Annotated in this window: 17 protein-coding genes; 2 read left to right on the plus strand and 15 right to left on the minus strand. The window is 70.9% G+C overall.

Going from position 1 to position 19,371, the window contains the following annotated elements:
• Position 1 precedes the first annotated feature (1 nt).
• The 15 genes from miaB to rpsO form a co-directional block, all read right to left on the minus strand.
• Positions 2-1,543 (minus strand): tRNA (N6-isopentenyl adenosine(37)-C2)-methylthiotransferase MiaB, encoded by a 1,542-nt coding sequence (gene miaB / locus KRH_RS07785; RefSeq protein WP_012398650.1) that lies wholly within the window; start codon positions 1,541-1,543, stop codon positions 2-4.
• A gap of 234 nt (positions 1,544-1,777) precedes the next feature.
• A complete protein-coding gene (locus tag KRH_RS07790; protein ID WP_041297381.1) occupies positions 1,778-2,359 on the minus strand; it encodes a regulatory protein RecX in 582 nt (193 codons plus the stop codon).
• Between the two features lie 103 nt (positions 2,360-2,462).
• Positions 2,463-3,614: a recombinase RecA gene (recA, locus tag KRH_RS07795; RefSeq protein ID WP_050738054.1), complete on the minus strand. Its 1,152-nt coding sequence runs from the start codon at positions 3,612-3,614 to the stop codon at positions 2,463-2,465.
• A 261-nt stretch (positions 3,615-3,875) separates the two neighbouring features.
• The gene (locus tag KRH_RS07800; protein WP_012398653.1) at positions 3,876-4,097 is read right to left on the minus strand and encodes a DUF3046 domain-containing protein; all 222 of its coding nucleotides are present in this window, start codon (positions 4,095-4,097) and stop codon (positions 3,876-3,878) included.
• A gap of 143 nt (positions 4,098-4,240) precedes the next feature.
• Positions 4,241-4,666 carry a helix-turn-helix domain-containing protein gene (locus tag KRH_RS07805; RefSeq protein ID WP_041297382.1) on the minus strand — a complete coding sequence of 142 codons (426 nt, stop codon included), beginning with the start codon at positions 4,664-4,666 and terminating at the stop codon, positions 4,241-4,243.
• A gap of 151 nt (positions 4,667-4,817) precedes the next feature.
• Positions 4,818-5,348, minus strand: coding sequence for a CinA family protein (locus KRH_RS07810; RefSeq protein ID WP_012398655.1), 531 nt, complete (start codon positions 5,346-5,348; stop codon positions 4,818-4,820).
• A complete protein-coding gene (pgsA, locus tag KRH_RS07815) occupies positions 5,345-5,974 on the minus strand; it encodes a CDP-diacylglycerol--glycerol-3-phosphate 3-phosphatidyltransferase (protein WP_012398656.1) in 630 nt (209 codons plus the stop codon). Before pgsA ends, KRH_RS07810 begins: the two co-directional genes overlap by 4 nt.
• The gene (locus tag KRH_RS07820) at positions 5,971-8,877 is read right to left on the minus strand and encodes an FtsK/SpoIIIE family DNA translocase (protein WP_012398657.1); all 2,907 of its coding nucleotides are present in this window, start codon (positions 8,875-8,877) and stop codon (positions 5,971-5,973) included. The genes pgsA and KRH_RS07820 overlap by 4 nt, the downstream gene beginning before the upstream one ends.
• Positions 8,878-8,960: 83 nt before the next feature.
• Positions 8,961-10,655, minus strand: coding sequence for a ribonuclease J (locus KRH_RS07825; protein ID WP_012398658.1), 1,695 nt, complete (start codon positions 10,653-10,655; stop codon positions 8,961-8,963).
• Positions 10,656-10,671: 16 nt separating this feature from the next.
• Positions 10,672-11,607 carry a 4-hydroxy-tetrahydrodipicolinate synthase gene (gene dapA, locus KRH_RS07830; protein ID WP_012398659.1) on the minus strand — a complete coding sequence of 312 codons (936 nt, stop codon included), beginning with the start codon at positions 11,605-11,607 and terminating at the stop codon, positions 10,672-10,674.
• 10 nt (positions 11,608-11,617) lie between these two features.
• Positions 11,618-12,253 carry a hypothetical protein gene (locus tag KRH_RS07835; protein ID WP_012398660.1) on the minus strand — a complete coding sequence of 212 codons (636 nt, stop codon included), beginning with the start codon at positions 12,251-12,253 and terminating at the stop codon, positions 11,618-11,620.
• A complete protein-coding gene (gene dapB / locus KRH_RS07840; RefSeq protein WP_050738120.1) occupies positions 12,250-12,963 on the minus strand; it encodes a 4-hydroxy-tetrahydrodipicolinate reductase in 714 nt (237 codons plus the stop codon). Before dapB ends, KRH_RS07835 begins: the two co-directional genes overlap by 4 nt.
• Before the next feature lie 44 nt (positions 12,964-13,007).
• The gene (locus KRH_RS07845) at positions 13,008-14,441 is read right to left on the minus strand and encodes a M16 family metallopeptidase (RefSeq protein ID WP_012398662.1); all 1,434 of its coding nucleotides are present in this window, start codon (positions 14,439-14,441) and stop codon (positions 13,008-13,010) included.
• A 20-nt stretch (positions 14,442-14,461) separates the two neighbouring features.
• Positions 14,462-16,717 (minus strand): polyribonucleotide nucleotidyltransferase, encoded by a 2,256-nt coding sequence (locus KRH_RS07850; protein WP_012398663.1) that lies wholly within the window; start codon positions 16,715-16,717, stop codon positions 14,462-14,464.
• A gap of 301 nt (positions 16,718-17,018) precedes the next feature.
• Positions 17,019-17,288, minus strand: coding sequence for a 30S ribosomal protein S15 (gene rpsO, locus KRH_RS07855; RefSeq protein WP_012398664.1), 270 nt, complete (start codon positions 17,286-17,288; stop codon positions 17,019-17,021).
• A gap of 349 nt (positions 17,289-17,637) precedes the next feature.
• On the opposite strand from rpsO, the gene mtnN reads away from it, so the two are divergent.
• Together mtnN and KRH_RS07865 are read left to right on the plus strand one after the other, a co-directional pair.
• Positions 17,638-18,387, plus strand: coding sequence for a 5'-methylthioadenosine/S-adenosylhomocysteine nucleosidase (mtnN, locus tag KRH_RS07860; protein WP_226905864.1), 750 nt, complete (start codon positions 17,638-17,640; stop codon positions 18,385-18,387).
• Positions 18,388-18,592: 205 nt separating this feature from the next.
• The gene (locus tag KRH_RS07865; RefSeq protein WP_413462932.1) at positions 18,593-19,357 is read left to right on the plus strand and encodes an aldo/keto reductase; all 765 of its coding nucleotides are present in this window, start codon (positions 18,593-18,595) and stop codon (positions 19,355-19,357) included.
• Positions 19,358-19,371: the final 14 nt, after the last annotated feature.

Genomic DNA, 19,371 nt, shown 5'->3' on the forward strand with positions numbered 1-19,371 from the left:
GTCAGGACTTCCGCAGGGTGGGCATGCCGAGCCCCACGGCCTGCGGGGAGCCGGCGGACGACGGCGCGGCGCACGACTCCGCTTGCGCGGCCTCCCACGCGTCCCCGCCGCGGGACCGGCGCAGCGCGTACTGGGAGGCGTCCGCGGGGTCCGCGAGCAGGTGGTACGACGCCGCGCCGGTGACCGGTACGGAGACGACGTCGCCCGGGCGAGGCGCCACGGCGCCGTCGGGAACCGTGAAGTGGACGAGGCGCTGGTCCCGGCTGCGCCCCGAGAGCCGGTGCGTGGACTCGGACTTGCGCCCCGACTGGGCGCTGACGAGCACCTCGGCCCGCGTGCCGACGAGCTGCCGGTTGAGCCGGGCACTGATGCCGTCCTGGAGAGCGGTGAGGCGCTCGAAACGTTCCTGGACCACGGCCGCCGGCACCTGGTCCGCCATCTCCCCCGCGGGCGTGCCCGGCCGGATGGAGTACTGGAACGTGAAGGCCGAGGAGAACTCCGAGGCCGCCACGACGTCCAGGGTGTCCTGGAAGTCCTGCTCCGTCTCCCCAGGGAAGCCCACGATGATGTCCGTGGTGATGGCGGCGTCCGGGATGCGGTCCCGCACGCGGTCCAGGATGCCCAGAAACCTGGTGGACCGGTAGGAGCGGCGCATCCGCTTGAGGATCCTGTCCGAGCCCGACTGCAGGGGCATGTGCAACTGGGGCATTACATTGGGGGTCTCGGCCATCGCGTCGATCACGTCGTCCGTGAACGCCGCGGGGTGAGGGCTCGTGAACCGGATCCGTTCCAGGCCCTCGATCTCCCCGCACGCGCGCAGCAGCTTGGCGAAGGCACCGCGGTCGCCGAACTCCACACCGTAGGAGTTCACGTTCTGCCCGAGCAGGGTGACCTCCACCGCACCGGAGTCCACGAGCGCGCGCACCTCGGCCAGGATGTCCCCCGGGCGCCGGTCCTTCTCCTTGCCGCGCAGCTGCGGGACGATGCAGAACGTGCACGTGTTGTTGCACCCCACCGAGATGGACACCCACCCCGCATAGGCCTGCTCACGTTTGGTGGGCAGGGCGGAGGGGAACGTCTCGAGGGACTCGAGGATCTCCACCTGAGCCTGCTGGTTGTGGCGCGCCCGCTCCAGCAGCACGGGCAGGGAGCCGATGTTGTGGGTTCCGAAGACGACGTCCACCCACGGGGCCTTCTCCACGATGGTGGAGCGGTCCTTCTGCGCGAGGCACCCGCCCACGGCGATCTGCAGGCGGTCGTTGCGGCGCTTGACCGGAGCGAGCTGACCCAGCTGCCCGTAGAGCTTGTTGTCCGCGTTCTCCCGCACGGCGCACGTGTTGAACACCACGAGGTCCGGCTCCCGCCCCACCGCGGGCACGTAGCCCGCGTTCTCGAGCAGGCCCGTGATCCGCTCGGAGTCGTGGGCGTTCATCTGGCAGCCCAGCGTGCGCACCTCGTAGGCGGGCGCACCCTGTCCCTCGCGGGGCACGGTCACGGCGCCCGTGGCGTTCAGGGGGCTGGGGTCCGGTGCGGTGTGGGGCATCTGAGTCACCAGATCATCTTAGGGAGGGGGGTCAAGTTTCCCGGCATCCAGCACGGGCCCGGTGGGAACGCGCCAAGTCCGGGTCGGGAGCACCCGGGTGCACGAGTGCCCGCGCGCCCCGGAGTTCGGCATCCCGAGTGATCGGCGTCCGAAGCGCATTGCCCGCCCGGCCCACCGGTCACGGCCACCACGGCGGCGGGCCCGGAGAGCCGGTTCACCCGCGGGCGAGGGGGCTCACGGGGTGTCCCACACCTCGGCGCCGTCCAGGTCCGTGCGCTCGTCCTCGGCGGCGGCGCCGAGATCGGCGAGGGCGTCCTTGACGACCCCGAACGCGAGGGAGGGCGGATACCCCTTGCGGCCGAGCATGCTCACGAGTCTGCGGGTGAGCCGGTCCCGTTCCGCGCGGTCCGTGAGGTCCGCCGAGGCCGGGAGCTTCTTGCGGACGAGCGCGCGGGCGTCACGCAGCTCGTCCTCGTCACTGCGCTGCTCGAGTGCGGCGTCCGCGATCTCCCCCGTGATGCCCCGCTGGGCCAGTTCACGACGGAGGGAGGAGCGGGAGAGCTTGCGGGTCTCGGCCCGGGAACGGACGAACATTTCCGCAAAGGCGCGGTCGTCCACGAGCCCGACCTCTTCGAAGCGGTCGAGGACTTCCCACGCGATGTCCTCCGGAACGTCCCGCTCCGCGAGCTTCTCCGCCAGCTGGCCGCGCGACTTGGCCGTGGCGGTCAGCTGCCGCAGCACGATGTCGCGGGCGGTCTGCCGGGGATCGGCGTCCCGACCCGGGGTGTCGGCCTCATCCGTGGAGGAGGCCGACATCTTAGAACGCCGAGCGGCACGTGACCGCCCTCCGCGATGCGTGGAACCGCTCATTCAGGACCTCCGGGTGTTCAGAACGCTGGGTGCTCGGAACTCCGGGTGCTCAGAACGCCGGGAGCTCGGCGTCGTTGCCGGCCGCGGCGAAGGGCGCATCCGGGTCCAGGGCGGCGTCCACGGCCTCGGCTCCCTCCGCATCCTGCGTGGCCTCGTCCGGGTCCTCGGAGATGCCGAGCTTGATGAGGATCTTCCGCTCGATCTCCTGCGCCAGCTCGGGGTTGTCCTTGAGGAAGCGCCGGGAGTTCTCCTTGCCCTGCCCCAGCTGGTCCCCCTCGTAGGTGAACCAGGCGCCCGACTTCTTCACGATCCCGTGCTCGACGCCCATGTCGATCAGGCCGCCCTCGATGGAGATTCCCTGGCCGTAGAGGATGTCGAACTCGGCCTGCTTGAAGGGCGGGGCCATCTTGTTCTTCACGATCTTGGCGCGGGTGCGGTTGCCCACCGGGTTGGCGCCGTCCTTGAGGGTCTCGATGCGGCGGACGTCCACGCGCACCGAGGCGTAGAACTTCAGGGCCTTGCCACCCGTGGTGGTCTCCGGGGAGCCGAAGAACACACCGATCTTCTCGCGCAGCTGGTTGATGAAGATAGCCGTGGTGTTGGTGTGGGACAGCCGGCCCGTGATCTTGCGCAGCGCCTGGGACATCAGGCGCGCCTGCAAACCCACGTGGCTGTCTCCCATCTCGCCCTCGATCTCGGCCTTGGGCACGAGCGCGGCCACGGAGTCGATCACGACGATGTCGATGGAGCCCGAGCCCACGAGCATGTCCATGATCTCGAGGGCCTGCTCACCGGTGTCCGGCTGGGACACCAGCAGGTTGTCCGTGTCCACGCCGAGCTTCTCGGCGTAGGCGGGATCCAGGGCGTGCTCGGCGTCGATGAACGCGGCGATGCCGCCGGACTTCTGGACGCTGGCCACGGCGTGCAGGGCCACGGTGGTCTTGCCGGAGGACTCCGGACCGTAGATCTCCACCACGCGGCCGCGGGGGAAGCCACCGATGCCCAGGGCGACGTCCAGGGCGATCGACCCCGTGGGGATGGTCTCGATCTTGGTGGCGGGGCGGTCGCCCAGCCGCATGACCGATCCCTTGCCGTAGTTCTTGTCGATCTGGGAGAGCACCGTGTCCAGTGCCTTCTGCCGATCGGAGCCGGCCACCTGAGACGGCGCGGGCGCGGACGCACCCTTGGACTTGGCTGCCATGATTCACCTCGGATCTCGGGGGCCGTGACGGCCCGGTCGATGTCTTCGCGGTCCACGCTATCGAGGGGGTCCGACACTCATAAGGGACCGTCCCGACTGTGGAGCACACGTGACGCTGTTCGAATATACCTTCGAACCGCTCCCCGTGCACGTCGAACGGCGTGGCGCCCTCCGTGCCGTGGGCCAGGCCCGCGGGACGTCGCGCCCACCGGCGGTGTGCCGCATGCCGGACGGCCCGGGTCCACCACCTCGAACCGCGCCTCAGCCCCGGGGCGGCTGGTCGGGGCCCCACCACCGGGACTCGGGGACCTCCTGTGCCCGGCACACCGCGAACCACACGGTCTTGGGATCAACCCCGGCATCGAGGGCCTCGGTGGCGGTGCGCTCCCCCACCTCGCTGAGCACGAGGTCCTGGGCGAGCACACGGCAGTAGCCGGCCCCGAACTCGTGGGCCATCAGTTCCCAGAACGTGCTGACGCGCATGGTGCGGATCTCCTCGGACGGTGCTCGGGCTCGTGCTCCCCACCACGGGGCGGTGCAGCACGGTGCAACGGGAACGGACCCGCCCGAAGGCGGGTCCGTTGGACGGGTCTGTGCGTCGGCGCCGCGGCGTCGACCGGAATTCCCTAGTGGGCGCCCGCGGCGGTCCCGCCGCGCAGCTGGCGCACCTCGCGGGTGAACTCCTCGGTCATCTCGGACGGGACGGTGTCCGGGATGAAGTTGCCCTCGGCGTACGCGAGCCGGTCAGCGACCTCCCGCAGCATCTGGGACATCGGGATGTCCAGGGCGGTGCAGATCGAGGCCAGCAGCTCGGAGGAGGCCTCCTTCTGGCCGCGCTCCACCTCGCTCAGGTAGCCCAGGGAGACACGGGCGCTGTGCGAGACCTCGCGCAGGGTGCGGCCCTGACGCTGCCGGACGCTGCGCAGCACCTCCCCGATCTCCTGGCGCAGGACGCCCACCTTGGTCTCGTGGGTCTCCGCGTGAACTTCATCGGCCATACCCACGTCCTTCCAACGGACGACACCATTGACGGACACGGGTTGCTTCGTCATGTGAATTGCCTACTCCTCGTATCAACGAACGGGGCTCTGCGCACCGCGACCGGTGCGGCTGTCGAGATCACCTTCAGTCCTGCGGACTCAATCTCTGACAGTCATAACGTGCTTGCAGGGTCAATTGTTCCCCTTCGCCGGAGGAAAAGCACTAGGCGTTGGCTGGGAATGCGATTTGAGTCGCCAGTGTGTCGATCGCATGCCGCACGGTGTCCGCGCGGATCCGGGCGCGGTCCCCGGAGAGGTCGAGCCGCCGCACGCACTCGCCACCCGGCCCGCTGACGCCCACGAACACGGTGCCCACCGCGTGCCCGTCGTGGGGCTCCGGACCCGCGACGCCCGTGGTGGACACGGCCCAGTCCACGCCCAGTGCACTGCGTGCGCCCCGGGCCATGGCCAGTGCCACGTCCGGGTCCACTGCTCCGCGGCGTGCGAGCAGCTCGTGGGACACGGCCAGCACGCGCTCCTTGACCCCGTGCGAGTAGCTGACCACCGCCCCCTCGAAGCACGACGATGCCCCGGGCACCGTGACGATCTCCGCCGCCACGGACCCGCCGGTCAAAGACTCCGCGGTACCCACCGTGAGACCCCGCTCGGCGGCCAGGCGGACCAGGAAGGCGGCGTCGTGCGGTGCGTGCGCGGCCTCCGAAAGGGCGCGGGCGGCGTCGTGCCCGGTGCTCACGCGGCGTCCCCGCGCAGCGCCCGGTGGCGCAGCTGCACGGCCTTGACCACGTAGTCCACGCCGGTGACGACCGTGGCGAGCAGCGCGAGCGCCGTGAGGGCCCACGCGAACCACAGCCACCACGCACCCACGAGCGGTGCCAGCGGCAGCAGGAGAGCGATCAGCGCCGCCGTCTGGAGCACGGTCTTGGTCTTGCCGCCCTTGGACGCAGCCATCACGCCGTAGCGGATGACCACGAAGCGCATCACGGTGATGCCCCACTCGCGCACGAGGATCACGATGGTCACCCACCACCACAGCTCGCCCAGCAGGGACAGCACGACGAACGCGGAGCCGGTGAGCAGCTTGTCCGCGATCGGGTCCGCGATCTTGCCGAAGCTCGTGATCAGGTTGCGGGCGCGGGCGAGGTCCCCGTCGAGCTTGTCCGTGTACATCGCCAGGCCGAACGTGACCACGGCGGCCCAGCGCATGCCCGGGGAGTCCTGGCCGTGGGTCCCACCGGCCCACAGGAACCAGACGAAGAACGGGACCATGACGATCCGCAGGGCCGTCAGGGCGTTGGGCAGGTTCCAGTTGGAGCTGCTGGGTACCGGCTCCGCGTGCGGGGTGGGCTCGTGTGCGGTCATCGTCCTGTCAGCTCCCATGCGTCCTCGGATGTCTCGGATCCGTCGTGGTAGTCGTGGGCCACGTCGGCCAGCGACGCCTCCACCGGATCCTCTCCGTAGTCCACGGACCCCGTGGCGGGTGCGGCGGGAGCCGGGGGCTCCTCACCGCGGATCAGCGCGAGCGTCGCGGCGAGGTCGTCGGGCTTGACCAGCACGTCCCGGGCCTTGGAGCCCTCCGACGCGCCCACCACCCCGCGGGACTCGAGCAGGTCCATGAGCCGCCCGGCCTTCGCGAAGCCCACGCGCAGCTTGCGCTGCAGCATGGAGGTGGAGCCGAACTGCGTGGTGATGATCAGCTCCGCGGCCTGCAGCAGGACGTCGAGGTCGTCCCCGATGTCCTCGTCGATGGTCTTCTTGGGGGCCTCCTGGACGACGTCGTCCCGGTAGTCCGCGGTCATCTGCGACTTCACGTGCTCGACGACCTTGTGGATCTCTGACTCGGACACCCACGCGCCCTGCACGCGCATGGGCTTGGAGGCGCCCATGGGCAGGAAGAGGGCGTCGCCCTGGCCGATCAGCTTCTCCGCGCCCGCCTGGTCCAGGACCACCCGCGAGTCCGTGACCGAGGACGTGGCGAACGCCATGCGCGAGGGCACGTTGGCCTTGATCAGCCCCGTGACCACGTCCACGGAGGGGCGCTGCGTGGCCAGCACCAGGTGGATGCCGGCGGCGCGGGCCAGCTGGGTGATGCGCACGATCGCGTCCTCGACGTCCCGCGGGGCCACCATCATGAGGTCCGCGAGCTCGTCCACGATCACCAGCAGGTACGGGTAGGGCCGGATGGTCCGCTTGGACCCCGGCTCCGGCTGCACCTTGCCGTTGCGCACGGCCTTGTTGAAGTCGTCGATGTGCTTGTACCCGAAGTGCGAGAGGTCGTCGTAGCGGGCGTCCATCTCGCGCACCACCCACTGCAGGGCCTCGGCGGCCTTCTTGGGGTTGGTGATGATGGGCGTGATCAGGTGGGGCACGCCCTCGTACGCGGTGAGCTCCACGCGCTTGGGGTCCACCATCACCAGGCGCACCTCGTCCGGGGTGGAGCGCATGAGGATGGAGACGATCATGGAGTTCACGAACGAGGACTTGCCCGCGCCCGTGGCACCGGCCACGAGCAGGTGGGGCATCTTGGCGAGGTTCGCGAGCACGAACCCGCCCTCGACGTCCTTGCCCACGCCCATGACCATGGGGTGCTCCGAGGCCCGCGCCTTCTGCGAGCGCAGCACGTCCCCCAGCGCCACGGTCTCGCGGTCCGTGTTGGGGATCTCGATGCCGATCGCGGACTTGCCGGGGATCGGCGAGAGGATGCGCACGTCCGCAGACGCCACGGCGTAGGCGATGTTCTTGGACAGTGCGGTCACCCGCTCCACCTTGGTGCCCGAGCCGAGCTCGATCTCGTAGCGCGTGACCGTGGGTCCGCGCGAGAAGCCGGTGACCTCGGCGTCCACCTTGAACTGCTGCAGCACGTTGGTGAGCGCGCCGACCACCTGGTCGTTGGCCTCGGAGCGCTCCTTGGCGGGCGGGCCCTGCACGAGGTCCGCCACGGGCGGGAGGCTGTAGGCGACGTCGCCCTGCAGCTTGAGCTGCTCGGAGCGGGCCGGGATCGGGGTGCTCGGGGTGTGGGTGCGGGGCTCCTCGGCCTCGTCCGTGACGTCCAGTGCGGGGGCGTCCGACGCCGCCGCGGTGTCGGACGCGGGCGCCATCCCCTGCTCCTCGCGCAGCTTCTGGGCCTCGCGCTGGGAGCGGGTCGGCCGCTTCTCCCCCGGGCGGGGCCCGGCCTGCGCGGGCGGGACCACCTCGGTGGCCTGTGCGTCCTCGGAACCGGCGGCAGTCGACCCCGCGGCCGTGGAGCCCGCGCGGGTCCCAGCCGCGGCACCGGATCGCGTGCCGGGCCCGGCCGTGTGCGAGCCCACGTCGAACACGCTCGTCGACGCCGCTCCCCGGGCCTCCCGGCGGTTCGCCTCGTCCACGACGGCGCGCTCGAAGGCCTCGTCCCCGTCGTAGCGGTCCAGCTCCTGACGCTGCCGACGGCGCTGCGCACGCCCCGTCTTCTTGCCGCCGCGGGCAGGTTCCAGGTAGGAGCGGTCGTGCTCTGTGGCCGAGAGGTCGGTGACGCGGGGCTCGGTCTGGCCGGTGAGCCGACGGTAGAGCTCGCGCAGCCGCGGTCCGATCTCCCCCACCGGGGTGGCGGTCATGACCAGCAGGGACAGGGCGGCCAGGAGGACCAGCACGGCCAGCGCGCCCCAGCGGGTCACGAGGGAGGCCAGTGGATCCGCGGCGAGGAAGCCGACGAAGCCGCCGGCTCGCCACACCGCCTCGAAACCGTCCCCGAGACCGGGGGCTCCGCCCGCGAGGTGGGCGATCCCGGAGCCCGCCACGGTGAGCCCGAGCAGTCCGATGGCGATGCGGTTGTTGGCCTGGGTGGACTCCGGGTGCCGGAAGACCCGGATGGCGAAGCACACGCACAGGATGGGGAGCACGAGGGCCATGAACCCGAAGGTCCCGCCCACCACGGCGTGCACCCAGGAAGCGGGCACGGACACGGGGGCAAAGTCCGCCCCGCGCAGGTTCCACCACTCCACCGCGGCGATGAGCACGCCCAGCACGAGCCACACGAGGGCCCCGCCGTCACGGCGCTGCTCGGGGGCGATGTCGGTGCGCAGGGTTCCCACCCGGCGCACCGCGGCTCCCACCACGTGCCCGGCACCGGACCAGGCCCCGACCACCCCGCGAAGCGCGGTGGCGCCGGCCGAGGACCCCGGGGACGCGGTGCGTGCCGGGGTCTTCTTGCCGTTGCGGGGGGAACGCGCGGGGGTCTTGGACCGGGACGTGGTCTTCGACGAGCGCGCGGGGGAAGTTCGTGACGCCATTGCTCCAGGGTACCCGGACGCACGACGGCCCGTCCGGTCGCGTGACCGGACGGGCCGTGGGGCGCGTGCGGGGCGCGGGGGCGTCAGGCCTCCACGACCACCGGCACGATCATGGGCTTGCGGCGCAGGCGGCGGGAGACCCACGAGCCCACGGTGCGGCGCACGATCTGCTGCAGCTGGTGGGAGGTGTGGTTCTTGCCGCTCTCGCTCAGGGCGTCCTCAAGGGCCGCGGCGATCTTCGGGCGGATCTCGTTGAAGACCTTGTCCTCCTCGGCCACGCCGCGGGCGTGGATGTCCGGGCCGGAGACGATCTTGCCGGTGTCCCGGTTGACCACCGTGACCACCGAGATGAACCCCTCCTCGCCGAGGGTCATGCGGTCCTTGAGGTCCGCGTCCGTGATCTCGCCCACGGAGGAGCCGTCCACGTAGATGAACCCGCACTCCACCTGGCCGGTGATCTTCACCTTCCCGGCGTGCATGTCCACCACGGTGCCGTTCTCCGCGAGGATCACGTGGTCGTCGGGGACCCCGGTCTCCCGGGCGAGCTCACCGTTGGCGATCAGGTGCCGGATCTCGCCGTGCACCGGCATCACGTACTCGGGCTCCACGATGTTGTAGCAGTAGAGCAGCTCGCCGGCGCCGGCGTGGCCGGAGACGTGGACCTTGGCGTTGCCCTTGTGCACCACGTTGGCGCCCAGGCGCATGAGGCCGTTGATCACGCGGAACACGGAGTTCTCGTTGCCCGGGATCAGGGAGGACGCGAGGATCACGGTGTCCCCCGCGTTGACCTGGACCTTGTGGTCCCCGTTGGCCATGCGGGACAGCGCGGCCATGGGCTCGCCCTGGGAGCCGGTGCACATGATGACGATCTTGTCGTCCGGGTAGTCCCCGACCTTCTTCTGGTCCACGAGCACGTTGGGCGGCACGTCCAGGTAGCCGAGCTTCTCCGCGATCGCCATGTTGCGGATCATGGAGCGGCCCATCAGCACCACCTTGCGCCCGCTGGCCACGGCGGCGTCGAGCACCTGCTGCACGCGGTGCACGTGCGAGGAGAAGGACGCCACGATCACGCGCTGCTTGGCGCGGGCCACCACGTCCGCGAGCACGGGGCCGATGGCCTTCTCGGACGGGATGAACCCGGGGACCTCGGCGTTGGTGGAGTCCGTGAGGAACAGGTCCACGCCCTCCTCGCCCAGCCGGGCGAAGTGGCGCAGGTCCGTGATGCGCCCGTCCAGGGGCAGCTGGTCCATCTTGAAGTCGCCGGTGTGCAGCACGGTGCCGGCCTTGGTGCGCAGGAACACCGCGAGGGCGTCGGGGATGGAGTGGTTCACGGCCACGAACTCGCACTCGAACTCGCCGAGGCGCTCCACCTGGCCCTCGCGCACGGCCATGGTGAACGGCTTGATGCGGTGCTCCTGCAGCTTGGCCTCGATCAGGGCGAGGGTCAGCTGGGAGCCGATCACGGGGATGTCGGGGCGGCGCTTGAGCAGGTACGGGACCGCCCCGATGTGGTCCTCGTGGCCGTGCGTGAGCACGATGGCCACGATGTCGTCGATGCGGTCCCGGATGTTGTTGATGTCCGGCAGGATCAGGTCCACACCGGGCTGGGTTTCCTCGGGGAACAGGACGCCGCAGTCCACCACGAGCAGCTGCCCGTTGATCTCGAACACGGTCATGTTCCGGCCGACCTCACCGAGCCCACCCAGGGGCACCACGCGAAGGGTGTCCTTCGCGAGGGCCGGAGGTTCGGCGAGGGCGGTGGAGTTCCACTGGGTCATGAGACCCCTTTCATTGCTAGTTGGTCAGGGTGTCCGCAATCACCGACGTGCTCAGATCCGCGCGGATCTGCTCCAGTTCGGCGTGCGTGGGTGCCACGTGCGGCAGGCGCACGGTGCTGTTCGGCAGGCGGTCCTGCCACTGAAGAATGGTCTTGGCGGCCACGGCGCCGGGCACGCGCGTCATAGTGGCGCGCACGAGCGGCAGCAGCTCCTCGTGCAGCCGCCGCGCGGTCACGAGGTCCGAGGCCAGGACGGCGTCCACCATGCGGCGGTAGCGCGGGGTGTCCACGTGCGTGGTGACACCCACGAGCCCTGCGGCCCCGATGGCCATCCACGGCAGGGTGAGGGCGTCGTCGCCGGAGTAGTACACGAGGTCCGTCTCCGCCATCACGCGCGAGGCCGCCACGAAGTCCGCCTTGGCGTCCTTGACGGCCACGAGGTTCGGGTGGGAGGACAGCGAGATCAGGGTCTCGGCCTCGATGGGGATCCCGGAGCGGCCGGGGATGTCGTACATCATGATGGGCGTGTCCACGGAGTCCGCGAGCGAGCGGAAGTGGGCCTCCACCCCGGCCTGCGTGGGCTTGTTGTAGTACGGGGTGACCACGAGCAGACCGTCCATCCCGATCTTCTCAGCCTCGAGGCACAGGTACCGGGAGTGCTCGGTGTCGTTGGACCCCGTGCCGGCCAGCAGCGGCACCCGCGAGCCCACGGCGTCCTTCACCGCGCGGAACACGGAGAGGTTCTCCTCGTCCGTCATGGTGGAGTACTCCCCGGTGGTGCCGCACACCACCAGCCCGTCGCAGCCGTCGTCCACGAGCTGCTCCGCGAGGGCCGCGGTGGCCTCGAGGTCCACGGTGCGGTCCTCGTGAAAGACCGTGACCATGGCGGTGAGCAGGGTCCCGAACAGGGGTGCGGGACGGTCCGTGGGCGAGGGGGCGATCTCGTGTGTCATGACCACCAGGTTACCGCCCGGACCGCTGCAGCACCGCCGCGGGGTCCTCGCCCCGGTGCAGGGCGATCGCCGTGCGCATGGCACCGCGCGCCCGGCGCCCGTCACCGCTGGCCGAGTACGCCAGGCTCAGCCGGTACCAGCCGCCCCAGTCCTCGGGGCGGGCCTCGACCTCGCGCCGCACGACGTCGAAGTGCTCGTCCGCGGCGGAGCGCACGAACCGGCCGGAGGGCCTGCGGGGCAGGTCGTCGGCGGGCAGCTCCCCGCGGGCCGCGAGCTCGCCGCCCAGGCGCTGGGCGCGCGCCCCGAAGATGATCTCGCGCAGCATCGCCCAGACGCCGACCGCGGGGATCACGAGCATCGCCACGCCCAGCAGCCTGGGCACCCAGCCCTCGGTGCCCAGCAGCAGCCACGCACGCTGGAAGGACAGCCCCAGGTAGAGCGTGAGCAGGGCGATCATCAGCGCCGCAAGGATCCTGCCCATCGATCCGGCCTCGAGCACCGTGAACACGGCCGCGAACGCGAGCACCGCGATGATCCACGTCTTGGAGGTGCCCGGGAGGGGCAGCAGCACCACGGTGAGCACCGCGAGCACGATCACCGCCGCGGCCCACCACCGCAGCGTGCTGCGCTTCCCGTCCGCCCTCACAGCCCGAGGTCCATGTAGCCGTCGAGGCCGTGCGTGAGCCCCGGGTACCGCCCGACCGAGCGCACGCCCAGCAGCACCCCGGTCATGAACGAGACGCGGTCGTAGGAGTCATGGCGCACCGTGAGCTGCTCACCGGTGCTGCCCAGCAGGGTTTCCTGGTGGGCCACGAGCCCCTGCAGGCGCACGGAGTGCACGTGCACGCCGTCCACCACCGCACCGCGCGCGCCCTGCGGGTCGGACTCCGTGGCGTCCGGGGACGCCGGGATTCCTGCCCTCTCGCGCGCCGCGGCCACGAGCGCGGCCGTGCGGGCCGCGGTGCCCGACGGCGCGTCGAGCTTGCGGGGGTGGTGCAGCTCCACGACCTCCACGGACTCGAAGAACCGGGCCGCGAGCTCCGAGAACTTCATGGCGAGCACTGCGCCGACCGCGAAGTTCGGGGCGATCAGCACCCCGGTGCCCGGGGAGTCGGCGAGCTGGGCCTCCAGCTCGGCCAGGGCGGCGTCGTCCCAGCCGGTGGTGCCCACGACCGCGTGGATGCCGTGGGAGACCGCGAAGCGCACGTTCTCCCGCGTGGCGGCCGGAACCGTGAGGTCCACGACCACCTGCGCGCCGCGGCGCACGAGCTCCGAGAGGTCGTCACCGCGTCCGAGCGCCGCGACGAGCTCGAGGTCGGCGGCGTCCTGGACGGCGCGCACCGCCTCCGAGCCCATGCGGCCGTCGCGTCCCAGCACGGCCACCCTGATCGCTTCGTCCGTCACTGTCTGCCTCGTTCCTGTGTCTGCGTGACACCTATCTGCGTGGCGACGCCGGGGCCCACCACGGTGCGCACCGTCGCGTCCTCCGACAGCCGGGCCGCGAGCTCCTGCACGTCCTGGGAGCTGACTGCCCGGATCCGACGCAGGGACTCGTCCACGTCCATGAACACGCCGGTCTTCAGCTCGGCGGAGCCCAGCCGGGACATCCGCGAGCCGGTGTCCTCGAGCGCGAGCACCGTGGCGCCGCTGAGCTGGCCCTCCACCTTGGCGAGCTCCGCGGCGTCCATGCCGTCCTGGGCCAGCCGGTCCAGCTCGTCGCGCATGAGCCCCGTGACCCGGTCCACGCGCTCCGCCGTGCAGCCCGCGTACATCCCGAAGAAACCGGCGTCCGAGTAGGAACCGGAGAAGGAGAACGTGGAGTACGCCAGGCCCTTCTGCTCCCGGATGGTGTGGAACAGCCGGGAGGACATGCCGCCGCCCAGGGCCGCGTTGAGCACGGTCATGGCGAAGCGCCGCTCGTCCCCGGACTGCAGCCCGGCCCCGCCCAGCACCACGTTGGCCTGCTCCACGGAGCGGTCCAGCGCACGGGTGCCCGTGAGCGGCGTGAGCAGCGCAGGGGTGGTGGGGCGGCGTGCGCCCGCTCCCCCGCTGGTGCCCGGGTCCCAGCCGGCCCGCGCGAGCGACTCCCGGACCAGCTGCACCACGTTCTCGTGCTCGAGCCCGCCCGCGACCGTGACCACGAGGTTCTCGGGCCGGTAGGCGGCGCGGTAGTGCTGCCAGACGGCGTCACGGGCCACGCTGCGGATCTCCTCCGGCGTGCCCGCAATGGGACGCGCCAGCGGCGAGCCGTGGAAGACCTGCTCGGTGAACTGCTCGAACGCGAAGTCCGTGGGGTCGTCGCGGTCCATGGCGATCTCCTCGAGGATCACGCCGCGCTCGCGGTCGAACTCCTCGGGGTCCAGCACCGCGCCGGTGAACATGTCCGCGAGCACGTCCACGGCCATGGGCAGCGCCTCGGAGAGCACCCGGGCGTGGTAGCACGTGTGCTCGTGGGAGGTGAAGGCGTTGGACTCACCGCCCACCCGGTCGAAGGCCTCCGCGATCTCCAGGGAGCTGCGCCGGGCCGTGCCCTTGAACAGCAGGTGCTCCAGGAAGTGGGTGGAGCCCAGCATGCCCGGGGCCTCGTCGCGTGAGCCCAGGCTCACCCAGAAGCCCACGGACACCGAGCGCTGCCCGGGCATCTTCTCCGTGAGCACGCGGGTGCCGCACGGCAGCACCGTGCGCATGATGACCGCGCCGTCGGCGTCGTCGTGGACCGTGTGCGTGAAGCCGCCGGCCGGATCCGTGTCTGGATACGCCCGAAGGCGGGCGTCCTCCGGGGAGCCGTGCTCCTCGGGACCGCCCGCCTTCAGGGGAAGGTGAACAACCGTCATGTGGTGTGGGTGACCTCTGCTCAGTTCTCGTCGTCGGACGCGGCGTCCGAGTCGGAGCCGGCCACCACCGGGGCGAGCGAGAGCTTGCCGCGGTCGTCCACCTTGGTGATCTCCACCTGGACCTTCTGGCCCACAGAGAGGACGTCGTCCACCTCGTTGACGCGCTTGTCGTCGTTGAGCTGGCGCATCTCGGAGATGTGCAGCAGACCGTCCTTGCCGGGGGTCAGGGACACGAACGCACCGAACGTGGTGGTCTTGACCACGGTGCCCAGGTAGCGCTCGCCCACCTCGGGGACCTGCGGGTTGGCGATCGCGTTGATCGCCGAGCGCGCGGCCTCCGCGGACGGGCCGTCAGTGGCGCCGATGTACACGGTGCCGTCGTCCTCGATGGAGATGTCGGTTCCGGTGTCCTCCTGGATCTGGTTGATCATCTTGCCCTTGGGGCCGATGACCTCGCCGATCTTGGAGACGGGGACGGTCACGGAGATCACGCGCGGGGCGAACTCGCTCATCTCGTCCGGCGCGTCGATCGCGGACGTCAGCACGTCCAGGATGTAGAGGCGCGCCTCGCGGGCCTGGGTCAGCGCGGAGGCAAGCACCGAGGCGGGGATGCCGTCGAGCTTGGTGTCCAGCTGGATGGCCGTGACGAACTCACGGGTGCCGGCGACCTTGAAGTCCATGTCGCCCAGGGCGTCCTCGGCACCGAGGATGTCGGTCAGGGCCGCGTACTGGACCTCGCCGTCCACGGTGTCCGAGACCAGGCCCATGGCGATGCCCGCCACCGGGGCGCGCAGCGGCACACCGGCGTTGTACAGCGCCAGCGTGGACGCACACACGGAACCCATGGACGTGGAGCCGTTGGAGCCCAGCGCCTCGGAGACCTGGCGGATCGCGTAGGGGAACTCCTCGCGCGAGGGCAGCACCGGGGTGATCGCGCGCTCCGCGAGGGCGCCGTGGCCGATCTCGCGGCGCTTGGGCGAGCCCACGCGGCCGGTCTCGCCCGTGGAGTACGGCGGGAAGTTGTAGTGGTGGATGTAGCGCTTGTGCTTGACCGGGGACAGCGAGTCGATCTGCTGCTCCATCTTGAGCATGTTCAGCGTGGTGACACCCATGATCTGGGTCTCGCCGCGCTCGAACAGCGCGGAGCCGTGCACGCGCGGGAGCACGTCCACCTCGGCGCTGAGCTGGCGGATGTCCGTGAGCCCGCGGCCGTCGATGCGCACCTTGTCCTTGAGAATGCGCTGGCGCACGGTCTGCTTGGTCAGGGCCTGGTAGGCACCGTTGACCTCGTCCGCGCGGCCCTCGAAGGGCTTGCCCTCACCGGTGAGCTCGGCCAGCGTGTCGTGGTGCAGCTCGTCCGTGGCGGCCTCGCGCTCCTGCTTGCCGGCGATCGAGTAGACCTGGGCCATGCGCTCGCCCACGAACTGCTCGACGGCCTGGGCGGCGTCGTCCCCGAACCCGCCGAAGCGGGGCAGGTCCAGCTCGGGCTTGCGGTTGCGGGCCGCGAGGTCCGCCTGCGCATCGCACAGGGCCTTGATGAACGGCTTGGAGGCCTCGAGGCCCTCCGCCACGAGCTCCTCGGACGGGGCGACCGCGCCCTGGCCCTTGATGAGCTCCCACGCGTTGTCGGTGGCCTCGGCCTCGACCATCATGATGGCGACGTCCTGGCCGCCGTCCTTGGTGGTCACCACGCGCCCGGCCACGGCCATGTCGAACACGGCGTTCTCGAGCTGCGAGTGCTTGGGGAACGCGATCCACTGGTGGCCGCCGTTCTCCTCGGCCATCAGGGCCATGCGCACGCCGCCCACGGGGCCCTGGAAGGGCATCCCGGACAGGGTGGTGGACATGGAGGCGGCGTTGATCGCCACGGTGTTGTAGATCTCGTCCGGGGCGATGGACATGACGGTGACGACCACCTGCACCTCGTTGCGCAGGCCCTTGCCGAACGCGGGGCGCAGCGGGCGGTCGATCAGGCGGCACGTGAGGATCGCGTCCGTGGACGGGCGGCCCTCACGACGGAAGAACGAGCCGGGGATGCGGCCCGCGGCGTACATGCGCTCCTCGACGTCCACCGTGAGCGGGAAGAAGTCGAAGCCCTCGCGGGGGTGCTTGCCCACGGCCGTGGCCGAGAGCATCGAGGTCTCCTCGTCGATGTAGACCATGGCCGAGCCGGCGGCCTGACGGGCGAGACGCCCGGTTTCGAAGCGCACGACGCGCTTTCCGTAGGAGCCGTTGTCGATGACGGCTTCGGCACTCTGGATCTCGGGACCCTCCAAGGGTCACCTCCGTTTCTTCGCGCTGCGCGACCCGCGCGGCACACCGGTCTTCGATCGAGGCGCTCGCACCGCTCTCGCGTTGCGAAGGCCACTGTCGAGGACCGCGACATGCGGCGGGCTGCGCAGCCAGGTTGTTTCTGCTGCGGCGGGTCCGGCGGACCCGCGCTCTGGGGTGTCGGGTCGGTCAGGACCCGTGGGCCCGCGTCACCGCGGGCCCCGGCGGTGTCCGTCACGGACGGCGCCGGGTGTGGTGATTCCCCGCGTGCCGCAACGGCAGCGCGGGGAACCACTGGGACTCACATCACTTGCGCAGGCCGAGACGCTCGATGAGCGCACGGTAGCGGGCGATGTCAGTGCGACGCAGGTAGTCAAGCATGCGACGACGCCGACCCACCAGGGCCATGAGGCCGCGACGGGTGTGGTGGTCGTGCTTGTGCATCTTCAGGTGCTCGGTCAGGTCGGAGATCCGACGGGACAGAACGGCGATCTGCACCTCGGGCGAACCGGTGTCGCCCTCGTGCGTCGCGTACTCGGTGATGATCTGGTTCTTGATCGCGGCATCCAGTGCCATGGGTAACTCCTCGAGTTAGTACCGTGACCGCCCGGTGCGTGAGATTCCCGCCCGGGGTCCGGGGCGTGCCCCGGGGCCCGACCGCCACGGACCGCAGTCAGACCGTGGACCATCCTAGCCGATGTGGCCCGCGGACACCGCACCGCCGCCCGTGACCTGTGCACGCGGCGGTCCACCGGTGCGTTCCGGGTGTCTGCGCGGGCTGTGACAATGGGGGCATGCAGACAGACAGCACCGCCCCGCACCCGCCGCACCGGCGCGCGCGGGCCGTCTCCCCGGTTCCCGCCCGCCCACACCATCCGCGTGCGCACCGCACCCGGTCCGGTTCCGCACCGCAGGGAGGGCTCTCGTGAGGGACGACGCCGCCCTGTTCACCGCGTGCGTGGGCGCACCGGCCGTCGTGGTCGCCATGGCCGAGGAGGCCCAGCCGTTGCTGGACCTCGCCGGGGCGCGCAGCCGTGCCCCCCAGCTTGTGGGGGGCGCCGAGCTGCACGCCCTCGAACTGGACGGCGCCCACGTGCTGCTGGTGCGCACCGGCATCGGGCTGGTCAACGCGGCGTCGGCGCTCACGGCGGTGATCGAGAGGTTCGAGCCCGGTGTCGTGGTCTCCGCCGGGTCCTGCGGCGGGCTGCGCGCGGACGTGAACGTGGGAGACCTCGTGATCGGGACCGACTTCCGCTACACGGATGCGGACGCCACGGCCTTCGGCTACGTCCCGGGGCAGGTGCCCGGGATGCCCGAGAGCTACCACTCCTCCCCCGCGCTCGTCGCGGCGGCGCAGGCCGTCCCGGCACCCGAGGGCCGCGCCGTGTGGCACGGCACGATGCTCTCGGGCGGATCCTTCGTCACGGCCGAGAACGTGGGTGCCACGCGCGAGGTCTTCCCCGATGCGCTGAGCACGGACATGGAGAGCACCGCGCTGGCGCAGGTGTGCGGCAGCCACCACCTCCCGTTCCTGGCGGTGCGCAGCATCTCGGACCTGTGCGGGCCCGCCGCGGACCAGCAGTTCCACCTGGAGCTGGACGTGGTCGCCCGGATCAGTGCCCTGGCCGTGCTCCGGCTGCTGGCCGAGCTCGACGCCGCGCCGCGCGGGTCATGACGCGCCCGGTGCGTGGGGCGCAAGGGCCCCGGGGATAGTCTCGGGTGGGAGCACCACAGCGCAGACCGGCCCGCGGGCCGAGGAAGACGAGGAGCACACCGTGAGTGACAGCAAGAAGGACCTCCAGGACGCCGTGCCGGACGTGGCCAAGCACGTGCTGCGGGACGGGCACGAGATCCCCCAGCTCGGGCTCGGCACCTACCCCATGGACGACGCCGAGGCCGAGGCGCTCGTTCCCGAGGCGCTGTGGCGCGGCTACCGGCTGGTCGACACCGCCGTGAACTACGGCAACGAGCGCGGCGTGGGCCGGGGCATCCGCAGCAGCGGCATCCCCCGCTCGGAGCTGTTCCTCACGTCCAAGATCCCCGGCCGGGACCATGGGCGCGCCTCTGTACGCCGTTCCCTGGAGGGCACGCTCACCCGCCTGGGCACCGACCACCTCGACCTCTACATGATCCACTGGCCCAATCCGGGCGTGGACCAGTACGTGCAGACGTGGCGGGAGATGATGACCGCGCGGGACGAGGGCCTGGTCCGCTCGATCGGCGTGTCCAACTTCCTCCCGGAGCACCTGCTCCGGCTCGAGGCCGAGACCGGTGAGATGCCCGTGGTGAACCAGGTGGAGCTGCACCCGCAGTACCAGCAGGAGGCGCTGCGCCGCTTCCACCAGGAGCACCGGATCCTCACCGAGGCGTGGTCCCCGCTGGGCCGCAAGACCGACCTGCTGCAGAGCGAGTGGCTTGCGGAGATCGCCCGGAAGCAGGGCCGCACCCCCGCCCAGGTGGTGCTGCGCTGGCACGTGCAGTCCGGGATCGTGCCGATCCCCAAGTCCTCGAACCCGCAGCGCATGGCGGAGAACATCGACGTGTTCGAGTGGGAGCTCACGGACGAGCAGATGGAGCGGCTGCGCATGATGCACACCGGCATCAGCGGCTCCGGGTTCGATCCGGCGGTGCACGAGGAGATGTGAGAGAACCGGCCGCG

The organism is Kocuria rhizophila DC2201 (assembly GCF_000010285.1).
GTDB classification, from domain to species: domain Bacteria; phylum Actinomycetota; class Actinomycetes; order Actinomycetales; family Micrococcaceae; genus Kocuria; species Kocuria rhizophila_A.

What these genes read in the sequence shown, in the direction of transcription:
- miaB (WP_012398650.1), bottom strand. Translation starts at nt 1,543, where the DNA reads ATGCCCCACACCGCACCGGACCCCAGCCCCCTGAACGCCACGGGCGCC.
- KRH_RS07790 (WP_041297381.1), bottom strand. Translation starts at nt 2,359, where the DNA reads ATGTCGGCCTCCTCCACGGATGAGGCCGACACCCCGGGTCGGGACGCC.
- recA (WP_050738054.1), bottom strand. Translation starts at nt 3,614, where the DNA reads ATGGCAGCCAAGTCCAAGGGTGCGTCCGCGCCCGCGCCGTCTCAGGTG.
- KRH_RS07800 (WP_012398653.1), bottom strand. Translation starts at nt 4,097, where the DNA reads ATGCGCGTCAGCACGTTCTGGGAACTGATGGCCCACGAGTTCGGGGCC.
- KRH_RS07805 (WP_041297382.1), bottom strand. Translation starts at nt 4,666, where the DNA reads ATGACGAAGCAACCCGTGTCCGTCAATGGTGTCGTCCGTTGGAAGGAC.
- pgsA (WP_012398656.1), bottom strand. Translation starts at nt 5,974, where the DNA reads ATGACCGCACACGAGCCCACCCCGCACGCGGAGCCGGTACCCAGCAGC.
- KRH_RS07820 (WP_012398657.1), bottom strand. Translation starts at nt 8,877, where the DNA reads ATGGCGTCACGAACTTCCCCCGCGCGCTCGTCGAAGACCACGTCCCGG.
- KRH_RS07825 (WP_012398658.1), bottom strand. Translation starts at nt 10,655, where the DNA reads ATGACCCAGTGGAACTCCACCGCCCTCGCCGAACCTCCGGCCCTCGCG.
- dapA (WP_012398659.1), bottom strand. Translation starts at nt 11,607, where the DNA reads ATGACACACGAGATCGCCCCCTCGCCCACGGACCGTCCCGCACCCCTG.
- dapB (WP_050738120.1), bottom strand. Translation starts at nt 12,963, where the DNA reads ATGGGCTCGGAGGCGGTGCGCGCCGTCCAGGACGCCGCCGACCTCGAG.
- KRH_RS07845 (WP_012398662.1), bottom strand. Translation starts at nt 14,441, where the DNA reads ATGACGGTTGTTCACCTTCCCCTGAAGGCGGGCGGTCCCGAGGAGCAC.
- rpsO (WP_012398664.1), bottom strand. Translation starts at nt 17,288, where the DNA reads ATGGCACTGGATGCCGCGATCAAGAACCAGATCATCACCGAGTACGCG.
- KRH_RS07865 (WP_413462932.1), top strand. Translation starts at nt 18,593, where the DNA reads ATGGACGACGCCGAGGCCGAGGCGCTCGTTCCCGAGGCGCTGTGGCGC.